Origin of the sequence: Marinicauda salina, from assembly GCF_003122085.1 — a bacterium.
GTDB classification, from domain to species: domain Bacteria; phylum Pseudomonadota; class Alphaproteobacteria; order Caulobacterales; family Maricaulaceae; genus Maricicauda_A; species Maricicauda_A salina.
In genome coordinates, this window is the sequence record NZ_QEXV01000001.1 from 964,306 (window position 1) to 984,118 (window position 19,813).

The window sequence follows — 19,813 nt, forward strand, 5'->3', positions numbered from 1 at the left end:
CGGAGCCTTCATGGCGGAGAACACGACGCCGTCGCTGGGCGAGCTCGGCGGCGCAGACGACATTGTCGCGGCGTTTCAGCTGGAGCGGCGACCCGTGCGCGGGCGCATCGCCCGGCTCGGCCCGGTCGCCGACAAGATCCTGTCGGCGCACGACTATCCCGACTCGGTGGGCGCGCTCGCCGGCGAGGCGGTGCTGCTCGCCCTGCTGATCGGCGACGCGCTGAAGTTCGAGGGCCGGCTGATCGTCCAGGCCAGCGGCCGCAACGAGTCCGCCAGCGGCATCGAGGGCCGCGGCGCGGTGTCCTTCGTCGTCGCCGACTACACCACGGGAGAGGGCGTGCGCGCCTTCGCCAAGTACGACGCCGAGGCCGTCGCCGCCATCGAGGCCGAGCACGGTCCGCGCCCGGGCGCGGAGACGCTGCTCGGCCCGGGCGTGTTCGCCATGACCATCGACCAGGGCGCGGACACCGACCGCTACCAGGGCGTCGTCGAGATCGACGGCCCGACGCTGGCCGCCAGCGCCGAGCACTATTTCCGCCAGTCCGAGCAGGTGCCCACGCGCATTCGGCTGGCCGTCGGCCAGGAGATGGTCGCCGGCGGCGAGACGCGCTGGCGCGCGGGCGGGGCGCTGATCCAGAAGATCGCCGAGGGCGAGGCAGAGGACGCCGATCCGGATGCGTTCGAGAACGCGCTCGCCCTGTTCGAGACGACCGAGGACGCCGAGCTGCTCGATCCGGACGTCTCCGCGGGCCGGCTCCTGTTCCGGCTGTTCCACGAGGACGGCGTGCGTCTCTACGAGTCGCGCTCCGTGGAGCGGCGCTGCACCTGCGAGCGCGAGCGGCTGGCGCGGATCCTCGCGAGCTTCTCCGACGACGATCAGGCGCACATGATGCAGGACGGCGAGATCGTCATGACCTGCGAGTACTGCAATATCGACTGGAAATTCGCGCCCGAGGAGGTCGAGGCGGCCGGCCGCAACTGACGGCTTGGAGCGGCGTTCGGGGCGGGGCATGATAACCCTTCGCGTGGAGGGTATATTGATGAATTTCCGTATCGTGCTGGCGCTGGCGGGCCTCGTCCTTTCTGCGCCGGCCGCCGCCGCCGAAGGCGTCGATCCGCTCACCGCCGAGGTGCGCAGCGAAGACGCGCGGCGCTTCGTCGCCGTGTTCGAGGCCGCCGACGGCGCCCCGACGGCGGAGGCGCTGCAGGCCGGCTATCTCGACGGCGCCGGCCGTGGCGTGGAGATATTCACGCCGAACCGCATCATTTCGGCGGAGAACCTCGCCGCGCGCATCGCCGCCGACCCCGAGGCGTATCGGCGCGCGATCGATGTCTGCCTGCCGATCGCGGAAGCCTCGAGCGCGGACCTGCGTTCGATCTATCTGGGGCTTCAGAGCGTCTTCCCCGACCGTCCGCTGCCGGAGATCCACGTCGTTTTCGGCGCGGGCAATTCGGGCGGGACAGCCGGTCCGGACGCCCAGGTGCTGGGCCTCGAGGTCATCTGCGAGGTCGCGGAGACGCCGGAGGATGCGCGCACGTATTTCCGCCATTTCTTCGCCCACGAGACCGTGCATGTCCTGCAGATGCAAACCGGTCTCGAGGGCGAGTTCGCCGACCCCCTGCTTGGCTATTCGATGGCGGAGGGGATGGCCGATTTCATCGCCATGCTGGTCACCGGGACCGTGCCCGACGCCGACAAGGACAGCTGGGCCCGCGAGCGCGAGGCCGAGCTTTGGCGGCGGTTCGACGCCGACCGGACCACGATCCGCAGCGCCCTCGAGGCCGGCGCGGACCTGAACGAGCCGCCGCCCGAAGTCGCGGAAGCCTACGGCCGGTGGCTCGCGAATTTCCGCCGGGCGCCGGAGGGCTGGCCCCACGAGGCGGGCTACTGGGTCGGCCGGCGGATCGCGCAGGCCTATTTCGACCGGGCCGAGGACAAGCGCGCGGCGATCGACACGCTGCTGCGTCTGGAGGGTCCCGAGGCGATTCTCGCCGCCAGCGGCTACGCGGACCGGTTCGAGTAGCTCACCCCCGCCAGAAGCCCGGCGTGAGCAGGACCAGCAGCGTCATGATCTCCAGCCGGCCGATCAGCATGGCCGCGGTCATCACCCATTTCGCCGCGTCGGGCAGGGACTGGAACGTCCCCGCCGGGCCGATCGTCGCGCCCAGGCCGGGGCCGACATTGGCCAGCGTCGTGGCCGCGCCCGAAACCGCCGTGACCGGGTCGAGCCCGATCAGCGACAGCGCGGCGGCCGACGCCGCGAAGGTCGCGAAGAAGACGAAGAAGAAGCCGAGCACCGAGCGCAGCGTGGCGTCGGGCAGGATCTTGCCGCGATAGCGCACCGGGCGCACGGCGTGCGGGCGGACATACTGGACGATGTAGGCCCGCAGCGCGGCCGCCGCGATCTGGTAGCGGAAGATCTTCACCGAGCACGTCGTCGATCCGGCGCAGCCGCCGACGAACATCAGCGTGAAGAAGATCGCCGCCGCGCCGCCGCCCCACAGATTGTAGTCGGCGCTGGCGTAGCCGGTGCCGGTGAGGATCGACACGCCGTTCACCGCGGCCATCCTGAGCGCGGAGCCCGCATTGGGTTCGACCTCGTTGAAGACGAGCCAGCCCGTCAGGCTCGCCGCCGCGACGAGCGCCACGCCGAGGAAGGCGCGCGCCTGGCTGTCGGTGAACAGCATGTCGGGCCGCCCCGTCGCCGCGCGCAGATAGAGCAGGAAGGGCAGGGCGGAGAGGATCATGAAGACCAGCGCGACAAGGTCGGCGCCGCCGGCGGCGAACGCGCCGATCGAGCCGTCATGGGTGGAGAAGCCGCCTGTCGCGACGGTCGTCATGGCGTGGGCGACCGCGTCGAAGGGCGTCATGTCGGCGGCGAGATAGGCCAGGAAGCAGGCGAAGCTGAGGACCAGGTAGGCGACGCCCACGGTCGCGGCGATCTGGCCGGCGCGCGGCAGCGCCTTCTCGGTCTTCTCCGAGCTCTCCAGCCGGAAGAGCTGCATGCCGCCGACGCCGAGCAGCGGCCAGATCGCCATCGCGGTCACGATGATGCCCACTCCGCCGATCCACTGAAGGATCGCCCGCCAGAGCAGGATCCCCGCCGGCTGGTCCTGCAGGCCCGTCATCACCGTCGCGCCCGTCGTGGTGATGCCCGAGGTCGCCTCGAAGATCGCGTCGGTCCAGCTGAGCCCGACCCCGGCGAGCTTGAGCGGCACGGCGGCGGCGAAGGCCAGCAGAACCCAGGACCCTCCGGCGATCAGGATGGCGCCGCGCGGGGTGAGATCGCGCACCGCGCCGCGACCCATCAGCGCCATCACGCCGCCCGCGAACAGGCCGAGCACGGCCGATCCGAAGAAGGCGTGCGCCGACTGGGCGTCGGTGTTGAGATCGACGATGGCGGGCACGAGCTGCGCCGCCGACAGCGCCGCGAGCATCATGCCCAGGATGAACAGGACGGTTCGGAAGGAAGGGCTCACCGGCCGCGCCTAGGGTCCGGACACAATTCTTTTGCCGCAGTGAGCGGCGGGATTTTGGTTTGTGGCCAGGCGCGGTCCCGCAGGAAAGGCGGCCCTTTTCAAGGGACCGCAACGCCGCCACGGGCCGAAAGATCGCCGCTCGGTGCGAAACCAAGCAGCCTCAGCCGACTGAGCGGCGGCCTGTCGCGTCAAGCCGCTTGGCCGGGAATGGCCCCGGCCTGCGCGTCTTTCCTCCCATCCCTTGCTCATTCGGCTGTCACTCCGACAAAAGAATTGAGTCCGGACCCTAGTGCAGCGTGAACCGGTCGTGCGGGGTGTCGAGCGAAAAGGCCGGGATGTCGGCGCAGAACTCCTCGCCGTCCTTCGACCGCATGACATAGGCGCCCGACATGAAGCCCGACGGCGTCGGCAGAGGCGCCCCGGAGGTGTAGCGATACCGGCCGCCCGGCTTGATGACGGGCTGCTCGCCCACGACGCCGTCGCCGCGCACGATCTCGGTGCGGTTCATCGCGTCGGTGATCCGCCATTCCCGCGACATCAGCTGGATCGGCTGGGCGCGCGTGTTCTCGATCTCGACGGTGTAGGACCAGACGAACCGGCTTTCGCCCGGCTCGGACTCGTCGTCGAGATAGTCCGGCTCGACCTTGATCACGACGCCGCGCGTCTCGCTCCTGTACATGGCGCTCCGGCCTCCCTGCGAAGCCTGATCTGACATCTAACGCGTGAATTGCTCAAGAGGCGCCGCGCGGTCGGCTGGACTTCCGGCGCCCCATGCTGGAATGGTCGATCCCTCCGGTCGGCCGATTCCGGCCGCCGTCAAACGAAAGGCCGCCGCCGCATGACCGCGCCCGCGGGCATCCTGCCAGACGTCGATCTCGAGGCCCTCGCCGGGTCCGGCGCCATCACGGCCGCCGCCCCGCTCGAGGCCGGCCAGATCCAGCCCGCCAGCGTCGACCTCCGCCTGGCGCGCCGCGCCTGGCGGCTGCGCGCGAGCTTCCTGCCGGGCCCCGAGCGCGCCGTCGCCGAGCGGCTCGACGGCGACCTCGTCATGCACGAGCTCGACCTGGACGGCGGGGCGGTGCTCGAGACGGGCTGCGTCTATCTCGCCGAGCTGCAGGAATCGCTCGCCCTGCCCGCCGACGTCGCCGGGGCCATGAATCCCAAGAGCTCGACGGGCCGGCTCGACGTGTTCACGCGCGTGATCGCAGACCGCGCCGGCGCCTTCGACCAGGTCCCGGCGGGCTATCGGGGCCCGCTCTATGTCGAGATCTGTCCGCGCACCTTCTCGGTGCTCGCTCGGCCGGGCGACCGGCTGGTGCAGGCCCGGCTGCGCCGCGGCCCGCACGCGGCGACCCGGACGCTGACGCTGTCGGTCGATCTCGCCGGCCGCGGCGACGCGCCCATCGGCTATCGCGCCAAGCGCCATTCCCCGCTCGTCGATCTCGCGCAGCCCGGCGGCCACGCCGCGCCGGCCTTCTGGGAGCCGGTGCGCGCCCCGGGCGGGCGCATCGTGCTGGATCCCGGCGAGTTCTACATCCTGGCCTCGCGGGAGGCCGTCGAGATCCCGGTCGGCGAGGCCGCCGAGATGGCGCCCATCGCCCCGGAGATCGGCGAGTTCCGCGCCCACTACGCCGGCTTCTTCGATCCCGGCTTCGGCGTCGACGCCGCCGGCGGCGCCGGCTCGCGGGCTGTCCTGGAGGTGCGCGGCCGCGACGTGCCCTTCATCCTGGAACACGGCCAGCCGGTCGCCCGGCTCGTCTACGAGCAGATGGCCGGCGCGGTGGCGACGCCCTACGGCGCGTCAGGCTCGAACTACCAGGCCCAGGGGCTGAAGCTGTCCAAGCACTTCGCCGGCGCGGCCTAACCCGAGCAGCTCGCCCCGCCGAGGACGCAGAACTGGGTGCAGAAGCGGTGATTGAGCTTCACCGGCCTGAGCGCCTCGGCGAGCGTCGTCGCCATCTCGAAGCCGTCGTCATAGGGGATGAGCGTGCACGACAGCACGACCGGCCCGTCGGCGTTCTTGCGGCGGACCACCATCCGGCTGGTCGCGCACATCACCGCGCGCGGATCGACGCCGAGAATGTCCCAGCAGGCGGTCGTGATCTCGGGCGGCTCGCCGGCGGGATCCATTTCCGGGAACACGACCAGCTGCGCGGGATCGGCGGCGTCGACGGGAATGTCGCGTTCGGCGAACAGCGCGGCGAAGCCCGCCCGCGCATCGGCCTCGCTCTCGGCGAAGGCGGCCCGGCCCGCCGCCGACAGGCGGAAGCCCTCGCGCGCCAGCCACTCCATGCCGGTCATCGCGGACTCGAACGCGCCCTCGGCGCGCTCGGCGTCGTGGCGTTCGGCGGTGTAGTGATCGAGGCTCACCCGCATCGTCAGGCGGTCGCCGAACCGTTCGCGCAGGTCGACCAGGCCGCGCTGCACGCGCGGGCGCATCATCGGCTTCATCGCGTTGGTCAGGATCAGCGCGTCGTGGCCGCGTTCCAGCGCCATCTCGGCGAGCCGGATCATGGCCGGGTTCATGAAGGGCTCGCCGCCGGTGAAGCCGATCTCGATGGGCCCGCAGCCCAGCGCGTCGACCTCGTCGAGATAGCCCGCGACGTCGGCCTCGCTCAGGTAGACGAGGCTGTCATTGGTCGGCGAGCTCTCGATATAGCAGTTGGCGCACTCGATATTGCACAGCGTGCCGGTGTTGAACCACAGCGTCTCGAGCCGCTCGAAGCCGACCGCGGCGCGCGTCTCGCCCTTCGCGGTGACGTCGGGATGGGAGAAGGGGGCGAGCTGGACGGGCTGGTTCAAGGCGGCCACCGGGATTGCTTCTCGGAGGGAAGCTATGGCGCGTCCCGCCCCGTCTCAACGCCGCGGCGCTGAACATTTCGTGTTCGCCGCGTGCGGGGGGCGTCAGAAATACAGCCCGATATTGATGTTGAAGCGGTGCTCCCACTCGCCGTCTCCGCCGCCGGCGAGCGCGTCGCCGAAATCCCGCCCGATCCAGGCATTGTTCCGGCCCGATGCGATGTCGGCCTGGATGAAGACCGGGCCGCGCACGTCCAGCGCTGCGCTTTCGCGCGAGGCGTCAGGAGAAGACGTTCATCAAGGCGAGTAGAAGCAATGGGTCTATTGCCGCGAGCCGCTGGTCGAAAAAGACGAAACTCGTGTGTCGACCACGATAAGAAAGATACATGAGGCAAAACCCCTTACAGCTACCCTCCTACAAGCGAGGGCATTGCCATTGTCATGCGCCCAATGCTCATCCGGCGAGAAATGAGTTCAGATTAAATGCAGTCGCGTCGCGACGCCCTGCGCTGACAGGCGCCGGCGGCGCGTCCGCCGCGGCGAATTGTGGAAAACCCGGGTGATTTTCGGCCGGGGATTTAGTCGTCATTCACCCTGCGGGGCGATCGTGGGCGCATGACGAGCGAGCGACAGCCCCGATCCTGCCCCCGCACCCACCACTTTCGAACTCGGCGCAGCCGACAGGGTTTCGGTTGGCTGCATATCTCAACGTATCCACTATGCCCGCGTGATCTTCTAGGCGGGAGGAACTGCGCATGAGTAAGAGCATCATCTGTCCGGAAGGCCGATCCTGTTCGGGCGGCACTCAGGGCCGGCAGCACGATCTTACGCCCGAGCAAATCGCCCGGATCATGGCGGCGGACCCAGCTTTGGAGGAGGAGCTGTCAGCCGGAGCGCAACGGTGCGGATATTGTGGTGCGGTTTATCTGGCAACGAAGCGGCGGACGCTCGGGTGGTTAGATAACGGCGTTCATAATGAGGGCTGGATCCCCAAAGGCGAGCGCTCGCCCAAGGCGGATGTGTGATTGTGGTTCCCAGGGTAGGGCTTGCCAACGCTCGATCCTGGACGCGAACACCCCGCGAACTCGCTTCGGGACTATTTCGGGACTCGCGAGCACGGAATATACGGTTTGTTCGGGTTCGTGCGGAGATGCCGCGCTTGCCAGCCTCGCCCGTTTGCCCTTATTTCGTAGGTCTGCCGCGCTTCTCGCGGGTGTAGCTCAATGGTAGAGCAGCAGCTTCCCAAGCTGACGACGAGGGTTCGATTCCCTTCACCCGCTCCAGGCGCGCGCGGACGCGGCGCCCCATCGTGACGTCCCGATCGGATCGCTCCCCAAAGCACATCGTCGACATCCTCATCGAGGAGCGCGCGCCGCGGCTCGCCGCGAGCCCGCTCTGGCCGCTGCTGCAGCCGCTCCTGCGCGCCATGCTCAATTATCGCGAGGCGCGCCGGATGGCCGACGCGATCGCGCCGCTGGGCGGCTACGCCGCGCTCGATCATGTGAGCGACCTGCTGCGCCTGAGCGTGTCGACCGACGGGCTCGACCATGTGCCGCGGCAAGGCCGCTGCATCCTGATGATGAACCATCCCACGGGCATCGCCGACGGGATCGCGGTCTACGACGCCGTGCGCCCGGTCCGGCCGGACATCTGCTTCTTCGCCAACGCCGACGCCCACCGGGTCTGTCCGGGCTTTTCCGAGTCCCTGATCCCCGTCGACTGGCCGGCGGAGACGCGCACGCTCAAGTCGGCCAAGCGCACGCTCAAGCGCGCCCGCCAGGCCCTCGACGCCGAGCGGCTGATCGGCGTCTTCCCCGCCGGCGCCATCGCGCGGGTGAAGAACGGCCGGCTGGAGGATCCGCCCTGGGAGCATTCGGCCGCAGCCCTGGCGCGCAAGCACGCCGCGCCCGTCGTCCCGGTCCATGTCGCCGGGCCGTTCTCGCGGCTGTTCCACCTGTTCGACAAGGTCTCCGAGGAGCTGCGCGACATCACGCTCTTCCACGAACTCCTCAACAAGAAGCGCGGCGACTACCGGCTGATCTTCGGCGCGCCGATCCCGCCCGCCGCGCTCGCCGGCGACGCCGCCGACGTCACCGCGCGGGTGAAGGCCTATGTCGAGCGCTCGCTGACCGACGCCGACGCGCCGCCATTCCCCGGCTGATCGTCGTCGAAGAGATTGCGGACCCGCGTGTAGTCGGGCTTGCCGGTCGCCAGCAGCGGCACGTCGTCGACCACGCGGATGCGCGAGGGGATGACGAGGCGGGAACAGCCGCGCTCGCGCGCGCCTTCGCCGAACGCCTCCCGGTCCGCGTCGGACTGGTCGGTCACGAGGACGATCGCTTCGCCCTTCCTGTCGGCGTGAAGCGCGATCGCGGCGTGGTGCGCGTCTGGCCACAGCGCGCGGGCGCACGACTCGACGTCGTCGAGCGAGACCATCTCGCCGCCGATCTTGGCGAAGCGCTTGATGCGGCCGGTGACCGTGATGAAGCCGTCGGAATCGACTTCGGCCAGGTCCTCGGTGTCGAACCAGCGACCGGTCCGCGCCTCGACCGCGCCGCGGCGCTCGGGATCGAGATAGCCCAGCATGATATTTGGGCCGCGCACGAGCAGCCGCGCGCCGGCCTTGATTCCGGGAACGCGCTCGAGCCGGGCCTTCATGCCGGGCAGCAGCCGGCCCACCGTGCCGGGCCTGTCGGCGTCGGGCTGGTTGACGGCGATCACCGGTCCGCACTCGGTCAGACCGTAGCCCTGCAGGACGGCGGCGGAGGACTTGCGCGCGAACAGCCGCTTCGTCGCATCGCTCATGCGCTCGCCGCCGAGCACGACATAGCGCAGGCCCTCGAGCGCGTCCTTGTCCGCCGCGCGGGCGTAATACCGCGCGAACGTGTCGGTGGAGACGAGCACGTTCGCCCCGGTCTTCGCGATCAGCTCGGGGATCAGCTTGCGGTCAAGCGGCGAGGGGTGGAGCACGGTCTTCATGCCGCCGAGGATCGGCAGCAGCACGCCGCCGGTCAGCCCGAAGCCGTGGAAGATCGGCAGGGCGTTGAAGAACACCCAGTCGGGGTCGAAGGGGATGTGGGCGCGGCACTGGGCGATGTTGGCGAGGATGTTGGCGTGGCTGAGCGCGACGCCCTTGGGCGTTCCCGTCGTGCCCGAGGTGAACAGGAGGACGGCCGGGTCGTCCGGCGAGGTCCTCGCCAGGCCCGGATCCGGCAGGGCGGCGCGGACGCCGGCGACGAGCTTGTCGAGCGCGCCGATCTCGGCCCGGACGTCCTCCAGCCGAACGAGCTCGACATCGGTCTCCAGGCTTTCGGCGAGGGCCTCGAGCCCGGCGGCCTCGATGAAGCGCCGCGAGGTGACGACCGTCTTCACGTCGGCCAGCTCGCAGGCGGCGCGAATATGGGCCGCGCCGGCGGTGAAATTGAGCATGGCCGGCGTGCGCCCGGCGGCGTGGAGCGCGAAGACGGCGATGACGGCCGGCGCGGCGGTCGGCAGCAGCACGCCGACCGCCTTGTCTCCGCGGGTCTTCCGCGCGAGCCGTCCGCCGAGCGCGTAGGCCGCCTGGATCAGCCGGTCATAGCCGATCGGCTCTCCGTCGCCGTCCTGGAGGATCGGGGTCGACCCGCCATGGCGGCGCCGGGCGTCGCGCAGGGCGCCCAGAAGCGTCCCGGCGAACGCGGCGGTGTCGAGCGTCGCGCCTTCCCACGTCTCGAGGACCTCGCCCCGGGATGCGTCCTGATCGGCGTCGTCGGACTCCAATGCGGGCCTCCTGCACGCGCTGCGGCCATTCACGCGACCGGCGCATGCATCAATAACGCCCAATCCAGCATGGAAGTTCGCAGCGCTTCACGCCGGCGTGTAGCCGCGATCGGCGCGCTTCATCGCGAAGACCTGCGCGAGCAGATCGTCCGTCAGCGTCGCCTCCGGCGGGCCTTCCGCAGCGACGCGCCCGCCGTCGAGGACGATCACCCGGTCCGCCCAGCCCAAAACCGCGTCGAGATCGTGCAGCGCGGCGATGACGGCGCGACCGGCCTCGGCCTCGCCTCGCAGCACGGCCAGCGCGTCGTGCTGGTGGCGCAGGTCGAGCGCGGTCACGGGCTCGTCGGCCAAGAGGACCGGCGCGCGGGCGGCGAGCGCCCGGGCGAGATGGACGCGGGCCTGCTCGCCGCCCGACAGCGCGTCGACGCGGCGGCCGGCGAGCGCGGCCGCATCGGCGCGGTCGAGCGCGGCGTCGACGGCGGCGCGGTCGTCCGCGTCCAGCCGGTCATAGGGCGCGCCGCCCCAGGCGAAGCGGCCGAGCGCGGCGAGGTCGCGCGCGCGGATCGCCCAGGCCGTATCGCGCGCCTGCGGCAGATAGCTCGCCCGGCGCCCGCGCTCGCGCGGGTCGAGCGAAGAGACGGACGCGCCGCCGAGCCGGGCTTCGCCCTCGGCCAGCGGAACCAGGCCGAGCGCGGCGCGGATCGCCGTCGACTTGCCCGCCCCGTTGGGCCCGACGAGGGCGACGCACTCGCCCGGACCGACGGAGAACGAGACGCCGTCGAGGACGCGGCGGCCGCCGAGATCGACCGAGACGGTATCCAGCTCCAGCACGCTCATCGTCCGATGCTCCGATTACGCGCGGCGATCCAGACGAAGGCCGGCGCGCCCACGAGGGCGGCAGCGACGCCGAGCTTGAGCTCCTGGGTGAAGGGAGCGAGCCGGATCGCGAGATCGGCGAGCACCAGCATGATCCCGGCCGTGAGCGCGCTCGGGACGATCAGGTCGGCGGGATCGTGCTTCACCAGCGGGCGGACGACGTGGGGCGCGACGATGCCCACGAAGCCGATCATGCCGGCGACCGCCACCGCCGCGCCCGTCATCAGCGCCGTCCCCGCGATGACGAGCGCGCGGGTGCGTTTCAGGTCGACGCCGAGGGTGAAGGCGGCCTCCTCGCCCAGGGCGAGCGCGCGCAGACCGGGCGCGGCGGCGAGCGCGAGCCCCAGCCCGGCGATCCAGAACGGCGCGGCGAAGCCGAGATCGGCCCAGCTGCGGTTGGCGACCGAGCCCAGCAGCCAGTTCACCAGGTCCGACAGCGAGAACGGGTTGGGCGCGAGATTCATCGCCAGCGCGGTCAGCGCCCCGGCGAAGCTCGAGATTCCGACGCCGACGAGGATGAGCTGGACCGAGCCGATGCGTGTCGCGCCCAGCGTATAGAGCAGGGCGGTCGCGCCGAGCGCGAAGGCCACCGCGAGGCCCGGCACGGCGAGCGTCGTCAGCGCGGCGAGATTGAAATAGATGGCGACCACCGCGCCCAGCGCCGCCGAGCCGGAGACGCCGAGCACGCCGGGATCGGCGAGCGGATTCCTCAGAAGCCCCTGCAGCGCCGCGCCGCTGGCGCCCAGCGCGCCGCCGACGAGGAAGGCGGCGAGCGCGCGCGGCAGGCGGATGTCCCACACGATGATCCGGACGGGTTCGCGCCCCGCGCCCGCGACGCCGGCCAGCGTCTCGCCCACCGAGAGCGGCGCGCTGCCCGCGAGACAGGCGAGCGCGATGGAGACGAGGCTCGCCGCGGCGAGCGCGAGGAGGAGGCCCGTCCGGCTCACGGCGCGGCCGCCAAGCGGCGGGCTTCGACCTGGCGGCGCGCGTCGAGCGCGGCCTCGGCGAGCAGCCATGACGTGCAGCCGATCTGCGCGCCCGAGAGATGGGCGGTCTCGGCGTTCTCCAGCAGCGTCTGCAGCGCGCCGTGACGGGTATAGCTCCAGGCGTCGGACTGCGTGGCCAGCGTGTCGAAGAAGCCGGTCACGATCGTTTCGGGCGGATCGAGCACGAGGCGTTCGAGCGGCAGCATGCGCCAGCCCGCCGTATCGCGGAGCGCGTTCTCGAAGCCGGCGGCCTCGAACACGGCGTGCATGATCGTGCCCGAGCCCGTCGTCGCGCCCGAGGCGGTGAGGTAGAGCGCGGTGCGGCCGTCGCCGCCCCCGCGGCCGGCCTCGGCCAGCGTGGCGTCCATCTCGGCGATGAGCGCCTCGCCGCGAGCTTCCTGCTCGAGGGCGGCGGCGACGGCGCGGATATTGGCGCGGATGTCGTCGAAGTCGGCGGCGTAGGCGATCTGCACGGTGTCGATGCCGACGCGGTCGTAGAAGCCGCGCGCCCGCGGTCCGCCGCCATAGCTGCGCACGACGAGATCGGGCTCGAGCGCGAGCACGTCCTCGGCCAGCGCGCGCACCTGAGGCAGGCCGGCGGCGTCTTCGCGCAGCGCGCTGTAGTCGCGGTCGGCTTCCGGCGACAGGGCGCGGATCTGGTCGCGGTCGGCGAGCGCGAGCACGTACTGGTCGGCGCAATAGTCCAGCGACACGGTCGCCGGCGGGTCGGCGAAGGCGGCCGGGGCGAGGGCGAACGCCCCCGCCGCGGCGGCGATATGCGTGCGCAGGCTCATCGCGCGTATCTCAGCCCGACCATGACGCGGCGCGGCGCCCCGGCGAAGGCCGCCGGGTTCTCCCAGGTCTCGTCGAAGACGTTCTTCGCCGCGGCGAACGCCTCGATCCGGTCGGTCACGTCGAAGGTCCCGGACAGGTTCACGAGCTCGTAGGCGTCGATGACTGCGCCCGAGGCGACGAAGACGCCGTCATCGTCATAGGTCACGTCGCGGCGCTCGCCCACGAAGACATACTCCAGGCTGAGCGCGGCGCGCTCGACCGGCCGCCAGCGCGCCGAGGCCGACCAGGCGTGCGGGGGTCGGCGCAGCAGGCGCGCGCCGGTGACCGCGTTGATCGCGTCGGTGAAGGTGTAGTCCACCCGGACGTCCAGGCGCTCGCTCGGCGCGATCGCGACGAAGGCCTCGAAGCCCTCGATCTCGGCCTCGCCGATATTGACGTTCTGGCCGGTGAATGTGGTGAAGTCGAACTCGGTCTCGATCAGGTCCTCGATGTCCTGATCGAACCAGGTCGCGCCGAAGCGCACGCCGTCTTCGGCGCCGAACGCGGGCAGGGCGGTCGCGAAGCCGAGCTCCCAGCCGACGCTTTCTTCGGGTTCGAGATCGGGGTTGGGCGTGATGAAGGCCGACGAGGCGAAGCGCTCCGACAGGGTCGGCGCCTTGAAGGCCGAGCCGATCGAGCCGACGAGGCGGGTGCGCAGCTCTGGCAAGTGGACCACGGCGCCGATATCGGCCGTCGTCTCGGTCCCGAAATTCTCGTAGTCGTCGACGCGCGCCGAGGCGGTGAGATCGACGCGGTCGCCGAGGCCGGCCTGGCCGACCACGAAGCCGCCCCAGGCCTCCTCGACGACGGAGAGCGGCGCGGCGAAAGCGGCGTCGGTCTCGATGTCCTCGCGCTGGTATTGCGCGCCGAAGCTCACGCGCGGGTCGCGCAGCCCGCTCGCGCCGGGCCGCCAGACATTGAGCCATTCGGCGAAGGTGCGCTCCCCCTCATACGTGTCGGTGATGACGCCGCCGTCGCGGTTCTCGAGATCGTTGAGCACCTGGCCGCCGCGCAGGCGGCTGGTGAAGCCGCCGTCCCGGCTCGTCCAGGCCGCGCCCATGCGCCAGACGGCGTAGTCGTCGGCGTTGACGAGGTCGGGGTCGTCGGCGCGCTGGAACCCGCTCGCGCCGCCGGAGAAGGTGTCGACCTCGCTTTCGGCCGAACGCAGGCGCACCAGGCCTTCCAGCGTCACCCCGCCGTCGAGATCGTATTCGCCGGTCGCCGTCAGCACCGCGAACTCCGCGCCGTCGCGATCGCCGGTCGCCGTCGACATGCGCGAAGGCGTGACGTCGTAGCCGTCGGTCTCCATCGCCTCGACGGTCAGGCCGTAGCGCGCGCGCTCCGTCGAGCCGGCGGCGCCGACAAGGCCGCGCACGGTGGAGAATTCGCCCACGGCGATCTCGGCGTAGGGCTCGAAGGCGGTCTCGCCGCCCAGGCGCGGGATGATGTTCACCGCGCCGCCGATCGCGTCGGAGCCGTAGACCGAGGACAGCGGGCCGCGGACCACCTCGACGCGGGCGGCGTCGCCGACCAGTTCCGAGCCGAAATTGAAGATCCCGTTGGCGCTGGCGGGATCGTTGAGCCGGATCCCGTCGAGCAGGGCGAGGGTGTGCTTGGAGTTCGCCCCGCGCAGGAAGACCGAGGTCAGCGACCCGGCGGGGCCGGACTGGGCGACGGTGACGCCCGGCAGGTCGGCGAGCGCCTCGGAGAGCGTGGCGACGGCCTCGAGCTCGATATCGGCGCGCTCGACCGTGGAGACCGAGGCGGGCAGGCGCTCGGCCTCGGTCTCGAAGCGCGTGCCGGTGACGATGACGGCGTCGTCGGCGCTCTCGGCCAGGGCGGGCGCGCTCGCGCCCAGCAGGAGGAGTGAAAGAGTCGATCTGATCATGTTGTTTCCGTTCGCAGCCGGGGCGGAGCCGGACCCGGCGGGTTCGCGATTCATCGACGCCCGCGCCGGTCTCCCGGCGTCGCTCCGGCGTCCGGATGCGTCGCTGCGAACGGTTGTTCCGCTGTCCGTGGACTGCTCCCGGTCCCGGAACGAGCGACCTGTGGGCGGCAGGTCTCCTGGCTTGCGGGTCACGGCCGGCGCGCCGCCTTCCCGGATCAGGGACGATCCAGTGGCTGCTGGCGCGCGGCTCGCCGCTGACAGTTGCGGGCACAGCCCCGGACTCGATGCGCGCGGGACGCGCGTCTCACCGGGTTCCCTCTTCGCCTCCTCGCGGAGGAACCGCCGGGGCATGGTTTATGTCCGCCGCATGCGCCGGGTCAAGGCGGGGGCGGACCAAAGGCCGCGCTGTCGCATCGCGCCGGCGCAGGCTAGATGAAGACCATGACCAGGCGTTCGAATCCGCTGAGCCGCGGGCTGCGCCGCTGGCGCCGGCGGCTGCGCGTGTTCGCCGGCCGGCTCGACCGCGCCGCGCGCGGACCGCATGCGCTCGCCGCGCTGTTCGCAGGCTCGGTGATCGAATCGACGGTGTTTCCCTGGCCGATCGAGTTTCCCCTGCTCGCGCGCATGCTGCAGGGCCGGGCCAAGGTCTTTCCCGCCGCGGCGGTGGTGACGCTGGGCTCGGCGCTGGGTTGCCTGATCGCCTATCTCGGCGGCGTCGCGGCCTGGGACGCGCTGTCTCCGGTGATCGCCGAACCGGGCGCACGCGAAAGCGCGCTCGCCGCGGCGCGGGAGCGGATCGATCGCGCCGGCGCGCTGGCGGTCTTTCTCGGCATGATGACGCCGCTGCCGGTGCAGATCACCAGCTTCGCCGCCGGACTCGCCGGGGTGAACCCCGCGCTCTTTCTCGCCGCCGTACTGGCCGGCCGGACGGTGCGCTACTTCTCGATGGCCGTCCTCGTCTACGCCTTCGGCGAGCGGATCACGGCATGGTGGCGCGCGCGTCCGCCGGCGCTCCGCGCGGCCGGGGTCGGGGCGTTCCTGCTCGCCTTCATCGCCGCGGCCGTCTGGGTCGCGACGCCCTGAAACCCGCCCAGGACGGGACTCAATGGTTGCGCGAGTTTCCCCGGTTTGCTTCCCTTTACGCGAGTTTGACCGGGGGGGAATCATGAAACGGACGCTCATCTCGCTCGCCGCCGCGGCGGTCATGTCCGCGCCTGCGTTCGCGCAGCAATACGCCGACTTCGCCGCCATCGAGGTCGGCTGGCAGCTCGATCTCTCGCAGGACGGACGCTACGTCTCGCTGGGATGCGGGGCGGGCAATGAACGCTCGCTGTGCATCTACGATCTCGTGGGCGGCGGGGATCCGCAGATCATGACCCCGCCCGACGACGCCCGCATCACCGGCGCCGAATGGGCGAGCGACCGGTATCTGTTGATCTATCTGGATACGGTGACCGAGCTGAACACGACGTCGGGACTGCACGATGTCCTCGTCAGCCGGATCGCCAGCTACGACATCGAGGAGAGCGATGCGGCGCTGATGATGACGGGCCGGAACGTGACGAGCGCGCTCGACAATGTCTCCTCGCTCGATCTCGACGATCCCGAGCATATCCTGATGCAGGTCTCGGTGCGGACGAGCGGCGGCAACCGCAATTCCAGCATCACCCGGGAGGAGATCGCGACCAATGTCTACCGGGTGCGGCTCGAGGATGGTCGTGACCGACGAATTGAACGCCTTCGCGGCGAGACCTTCCGCCGGATGTTCGACGCCGACGGCGAGCCGATTGCGGACATACGTCTCGACGAACGACGCCGGGAATTCGCCATCGCCCGGGTCGACGAGCGCGAGCCGGTCTATCTCGGCGAGCACACCGGCGAACTGCCCAGCGTGCATCATTCCGGCGAATCCGACTCCGTGCTTGTTCAGTTCTATGAAGGCGAGCGGCGCGGCCTCAACCGGCTCGACCTGCAGACCGGAGAGTTCACGCCCGCCGTCGAGGAATCATTGCAGGGGCTTATCGTCGACCCGGTCACCGACCCCTGGTCGCAGGCGTTTGTGGGCGCGGGCGTCTTCACGCCTGAGGGGCTGCCCGAAGAAATCTATACGGACGAGGAGCTGGCGAGCCTGCGCGAGGCCTTGGCCGGTGCGCTGGGCGCGGACCTGCTCAACCTGATTTCCTGGTCCGCCGACCGCTCCATGATCGCCTTCGAAACCCGCGAGCCGGGACGACCGGCGGCGTATTACGTGTTTGACCGGAACGCTGGCCAGGTGAACCCGCTGGGCACGGAGGCGCCGCGGCTCGAGGGACGCCGGCTGGGCGATCAGATCGCGTTTTCCTACGAGGCGTCCGACGGGCTGGAGATTCCCGCGTATGTCACGCTGCCGCCGGGTGCGACCGAGGCGGACGGCCCGTTCCCGCTCGTCGTCATGCCCCACGGAGGCCCGCAGAGCCGGGACGACGCCACCTTCGACTGGTGGGCTCAGGCTTATGCTTCGCTGGGCTATGCCGTACTTCAGGCGAATTTCCGAGGTTCGTCGGGATACGGCCGAGACTTCATCGAAGCGGGCTTCGGCGAATTCGGCGGCAAGATGGTCCAGGACAATATCGACGGCGCCCGGCATCTCGTGGACGCCGGCATCGCCAGAGAGGGCGGCTATTGCACGGCGGGCGCCTCCTACGGCGGGTATGCCGCGCTGATGATGGGCATCCTCGATCCGGAGAATGTCGAGTGCGTGATCGCCACCGCGCCGGTGATCGACGCGATGTCGGTGCTCGCAGAGGCCAACGCGGCGGGCAGCGAAATCCGTCTGGATTACTGGGAGAACTATATCGGCTCCCTGCATGTCGGCCGCGACGAGGCCGCCGAGGTGTCCGCGGAAACACGCGCTCACGAGATCGAGGCGCCGGTCCTGCTCGTTCATGGCGACGAGGACCTCACGGTTCCGGTCACCCAGTCCGAACGCATGGCCGAGGCGCTGGAGACCGTCGGCGGCGAGGTCGAGCTGATCGTGCTCGAGGGGGAGGACCACTATCTCGGCAAGGCGTCCTCGCGGCTGACCATTCTCGAGGAGTCGCGCGCGCTGCTGGAGCGCGCGCTGCCGGTGCTCGAATAGACCAGGCGCCGGTCGAGGCGGCTGCGGCTAACGGCGCGGCCTCCCTTGGCCGGTCTCGATCGACCTCCGACGGTCGCGGCCTGGTTCCGCTTCAAGGGATTTCGACGGGGGAAATCGTGAAACGAACACTCATCTCGCTCGCTGCGGCGGCGGTTCTGTCCGCACCGGCGATCGCGCAGGACTATGCCGACTTCGCCGCCATCGAACTCGGCTGGCAGGTCGATCTGTCTCAGGACGGCCGCTACATCGCGCTGGGATGCGGGGCGGGCAACGAGCGCTCCCTGTGCATCTACGATCTGGTCGGCGGGGACGAGCCGCAGATCATGACGCCCCCGGACGACGCGCGCATCACCGGCGCCCGGTGGGCGAACGATCGCTATCTGCTGATCTATCTGAACACGCGGACGGAGTACGGAGGGCATTTCGTCAGCCGGGTCGCCAGCTATGACGTCGAGGAGGGCGACGCGGCGCTGATGATCACGGGAAGGGCTGGGACGCGCCGTCTCGACCAGATCGTCTCGCTCGATCTCGATGATCCCGAGCACATACTGATGCAGACCGTGACGACTATACTCCGGGTTCGCCTGGAGGACGGCCGGGACGAGAGGGTCGAACGCATTAGCAGCAGGACTTTCTTCCGCCGTATGTTCGACGCCAACGGCGAGCCGGTGGCGGATCTGCTCGCGGACGAGCGGCGTCGGGAGTTCGCCATCCGGCGGGTCGATGAGAGAGAGCCGGTCTATCTGGACGAGCATCGCGGCGATGAACTGCCCAGCGTCTACCTCTCGGGCGCGCGCGATTCCCTCCTCATCCAGTTTCCGACGGGCTCGAACCGCGGGCTCAACCGCCTGGATCTGGAGACGGGCGAGCTCTCCCCGGCCGTCGACGAGTCGCTTCAGGGGGTGACGGTTTCTCCATTCCTCGACCCGTGGTCCCACGCTCTGGTCGGCGCGAGCATATTCGAGGACGATATGCCCGAGACGACCCTCTATGACGACGAGCTTGCGGACCTGGCGGAGGCGCTCTCAAGCGCGCTCGATGCGGATCATCTCAATCTTCTGACGTGGTCGGCGGACAGGCAGGTCATCGCCTTCGAGACCCTTGAGCCCGGCCAGCCGGCCGATCTGTACGTGTTCCATCGCGAAGCCGGCCAGGTCAGCCGGCTTGGGTCGCAGGCCCCGCGCCTGGAAGGCCGAGCGCTCGGTCGCCAGATCGCGTTTTCCTACGAGGCCTCCGACGGGCTCGAGATCCCCGCCTATCTCACGCTTCCACCAGGAATGACGGAAGAGGACGGTCCATTCCCCCTCGTCGTCATGCCGCACGGCGGCCCGCAAAGCCGGGATCTGGCGGTCTTCGATTGGTGGGCGCAGGCCTACGCTTCGCTCGGCTACGCCGTGCTGCAGCCGAACTTCAGGGGCTCGGACGGCTATGGCCAGGAGTTCATCGAGGCCGGATACGGCGAGTTCGGCGGCAAGATGATCCAGGACAATATCGACGGCGCCCGGCATCTCGTGGAGGCGGGTATCGCCAGAGAAGGCGGCTATTGCGCCGCGGGCGCCTCATACGGCGGGTATGCCGCGCTGATGATGAGCATCCTCGATTCACAGAATGTCGTGTGCGTGATCGCCGTCGCCCCCGTGGTCGATGCGATCTCCCTGCTGGCGTCGGCTAATGAAACGGACAACGAATACGGCATGGATTACTGGGAGAACTATATCGGATCGCTTTACGTGAGCTCTGACGAGGTCGACCAAGTGTCCGCTCAGGCCCGCGCCCACGAGATCGACGCGCCCGTTCTGCTCATCCACGGCGACGAGGACTACACCGTGCCGCTGTCCCAATCCGAATGGATGGAGCGCGAAATGGAGGACGCCGGCGGCGAGGTCGAGCTGATCACCCTCGAGGGCGAGGACCACTATCTCGGCAAGGCGTCCTCGCGGCTGACCATTCTCGAGGAGTCGCGCGAGCTGCTGGAGCGCGCGCTGCCGGTGCTCGAATAGACCGGGCCCGGGGACCCCGTCTAGAGGCGCGGCCGGCCTTGGCCGGTCTCGATGCCGAAAAAGCTCAGGAAGT

17 protein-coding genes, 1 tRNA gene and 1 riboswitch are annotated in these 19,813 nt (G+C 70.1%); of the genes, 9 read left to right on the forward strand and 9 right to left on the reverse strand.

What is annotated here, in order from left to right:
* The first annotated feature begins 10 nt into the window (after positions 1 to 10).
* Positions 11 to 982, forward strand: a complete 972-nt coding sequence (locus DDZ18_RS04395) for an Hsp33 family molecular chaperone (protein ID WP_109252110.1) — start codon at positions 11 to 13, stop codon at positions 980 to 982.
* A gap of 58 nt (positions 983 to 1,040) precedes the next feature.
* Positions 1,041 to 2,024 (forward strand): hypothetical protein, encoded by a 984-nt coding sequence (locus DDZ18_RS04400; protein ID WP_158272063.1) that lies wholly within the window; start codon positions 1,041 to 1,043, stop codon positions 2,022 to 2,024.
* Position 2,025: 1 nt separating this feature from the next.
* Here DDZ18_RS04400 and DDZ18_RS04405 read toward each other — a convergent pair whose 3' ends face one another.
* A complete protein-coding gene (locus DDZ18_RS04405) occupies positions 2,026 to 3,480 on the reverse strand; it encodes a TrkH family potassium uptake protein (RefSeq protein WP_109252112.1) in 1,455 nt (484 codons plus the stop codon).
* A 286-nt stretch (positions 3,481 to 3,766) separates the two neighbouring features.
* Entirely contained in the window at positions 3,767 to 4,159 is a 393-nt protein-coding gene (gene apaG, locus DDZ18_RS04410; RefSeq protein WP_109252113.1) for a Co2+/Mg2+ efflux protein ApaG, read from the reverse strand.
* Positions 4,160 to 4,318: 159 nt separating this feature from the next.
* Between apaG and DDZ18_RS04415 the strand changes: the two genes are divergently transcribed.
* Complete coding sequence (locus DDZ18_RS04415; RefSeq protein ID WP_109252114.1) at positions 4,319 to 5,344, forward strand: 2'-deoxycytidine 5'-triphosphate deaminase domain-containing protein; 1,026 nt, start codon at positions 4,319 to 4,321, stop codon at positions 5,342 to 5,344.
* Here DDZ18_RS04415 and DDZ18_RS04420 read toward each other — a convergent pair.
* Both DDZ18_RS04420 and DDZ18_RS13865 read right to left on the reverse strand, forming a co-directional pair.
* Positions 5,341 to 6,291 carry a radical SAM protein gene (locus DDZ18_RS04420; protein WP_109252115.1) on the reverse strand — a complete coding sequence of 317 codons (951 nt, stop codon included), beginning with the start codon at positions 6,289 to 6,291 and terminating at the stop codon, positions 5,341 to 5,343. The two genes, DDZ18_RS04415 and DDZ18_RS04420, sit on opposite strands and share 4 nt — an antisense overlap.
* 93 nt (positions 6,292 to 6,384) lie before the next feature.
* The gene (locus tag DDZ18_RS13865) at positions 6,385 to 6,531 is read right to left on the reverse strand and encodes a hypothetical protein (protein WP_158272064.1); all 147 of its coding nucleotides are present in this window, start codon (positions 6,529 to 6,531) and stop codon (positions 6,385 to 6,387) included.
* Positions 6,532 to 7,034: 503 nt separating this feature from the next.
* On the opposite strand from DDZ18_RS13865, the gene DDZ18_RS13680 reads away from it, so the two are divergent.
* The 3 genes from DDZ18_RS13680 to DDZ18_RS04430 all read left to right on the forward strand — a co-directional run bounded on the left by DDZ18_RS13680 (position 7,035) and on the right by DDZ18_RS04430 (position 8,440).
* Positions 7,035 to 7,304 carry a hypothetical protein gene (locus DDZ18_RS13680; RefSeq protein ID WP_146190601.1) on the forward strand — a complete coding sequence of 90 codons (270 nt, stop codon included), beginning with the start codon at positions 7,035 to 7,037 and terminating at the stop codon, positions 7,302 to 7,304.
* A 184-nt stretch (positions 7,305 to 7,488) separates the two neighbouring features.
* Positions 7,489 to 7,562, forward strand: a tRNA-Gly gene (locus DDZ18_RS04425).
* A gap of 23 nt (positions 7,563 to 7,585) precedes the next feature.
* Positions 7,586 to 8,440 carry a GNAT family N-acetyltransferase gene (locus tag DDZ18_RS04430; protein WP_109252116.1) on the forward strand — a complete coding sequence of 285 codons (855 nt, stop codon included), beginning with the start codon at positions 7,586 to 7,588 and terminating at the stop codon, positions 8,438 to 8,440.
* On the opposite strand, the gene DDZ18_RS04435 is transcribed toward DDZ18_RS04430, so the two are convergent.
* The 5 genes from DDZ18_RS04435 to DDZ18_RS04455 all read right to left on the reverse strand — a co-directional run bounded on the left by DDZ18_RS04435 (position 8,389) and on the right by DDZ18_RS04455 (position 14,622).
* Positions 8,389 to 10,038 carry an AMP-binding protein gene (locus DDZ18_RS04435; protein WP_233245699.1) on the reverse strand — a complete coding sequence of 550 codons (1,650 nt, stop codon included), beginning with the start codon at positions 10,036 to 10,038 and terminating at the stop codon, positions 8,389 to 8,391. The genes DDZ18_RS04430 and DDZ18_RS04435 overlap by 52 nt on opposite strands.
* Positions 10,039 to 10,125: 87 nt before the next feature.
* On the reverse strand, positions 10,126 to 10,875 hold the full coding sequence (locus DDZ18_RS04440; RefSeq protein WP_109252117.1) for an ABC transporter ATP-binding protein: 750 nt from the start codon (positions 10,873 to 10,875) through the stop codon (positions 10,126 to 10,128).
* Positions 10,872 to 11,861 carry a FecCD family ABC transporter permease gene (locus DDZ18_RS04445; RefSeq protein WP_233245700.1) on the reverse strand — a complete coding sequence of 330 codons (990 nt, stop codon included), beginning with the start codon at positions 11,859 to 11,861 and terminating at the stop codon, positions 10,872 to 10,874. Before DDZ18_RS04445 ends, DDZ18_RS04440 begins: the two co-directional genes overlap by 4 nt.
* Positions 11,858 to 12,694, reverse strand: coding sequence for an ABC transporter substrate-binding protein (locus tag DDZ18_RS04450; protein WP_109252119.1), 837 nt, complete (start codon positions 12,692 to 12,694; stop codon positions 11,858 to 11,860). Before DDZ18_RS04450 ends, DDZ18_RS04445 begins: the two co-directional genes overlap by 4 nt.
* The gene (locus tag DDZ18_RS04455; RefSeq protein ID WP_158272065.1) at positions 12,691 to 14,622 is read right to left on the reverse strand and encodes a TonB-dependent receptor domain-containing protein; all 1,932 of its coding nucleotides are present in this window, start codon (positions 14,620 to 14,622) and stop codon (positions 12,691 to 12,693) included. The genes DDZ18_RS04450 and DDZ18_RS04455 overlap by 4 nt, the downstream gene beginning before the upstream one ends.
* Before the next feature lie 149 nt (positions 14,623 to 14,771).
* Positions 14,772 to 14,981: riboswitch (cobalamin riboswitch) on the reverse strand.
* An 82-nt stretch (positions 14,982 to 15,063) separates the two neighbouring features.
* Between DDZ18_RS04455 and DDZ18_RS04460 the strand changes: the two genes are divergently transcribed.
* The 3 genes from DDZ18_RS04460 (at position 15,064) to DDZ18_RS04470 (ending at position 19,740) form a co-directional block, all read left to right on the forward strand.
* On the forward strand, positions 15,064 to 15,705 hold the full coding sequence (locus tag DDZ18_RS04460) for a YqaA family protein (RefSeq protein ID WP_158272066.1): 642 nt from the start codon (positions 15,064 to 15,066) through the stop codon (positions 15,703 to 15,705).
* An 82-nt stretch (positions 15,706 to 15,787) separates the two neighbouring features.
* Entirely contained in the window at positions 15,788 to 17,740 is a 1,953-nt protein-coding gene (locus DDZ18_RS04465) for an alpha/beta hydrolase family protein (protein WP_158272067.1), read from the forward strand.
* A 116-nt stretch (positions 17,741 to 17,856) separates the two neighbouring features.
* Positions 17,857 to 19,740, forward strand: coding sequence for an alpha/beta hydrolase family protein (locus DDZ18_RS04470; protein WP_109252123.1), 1,884 nt, complete (start codon positions 17,857 to 17,859; stop codon positions 19,738 to 19,740).
* The last annotated feature ends 73 nt before the right edge of the window (positions 19,741 to 19,813 follow it).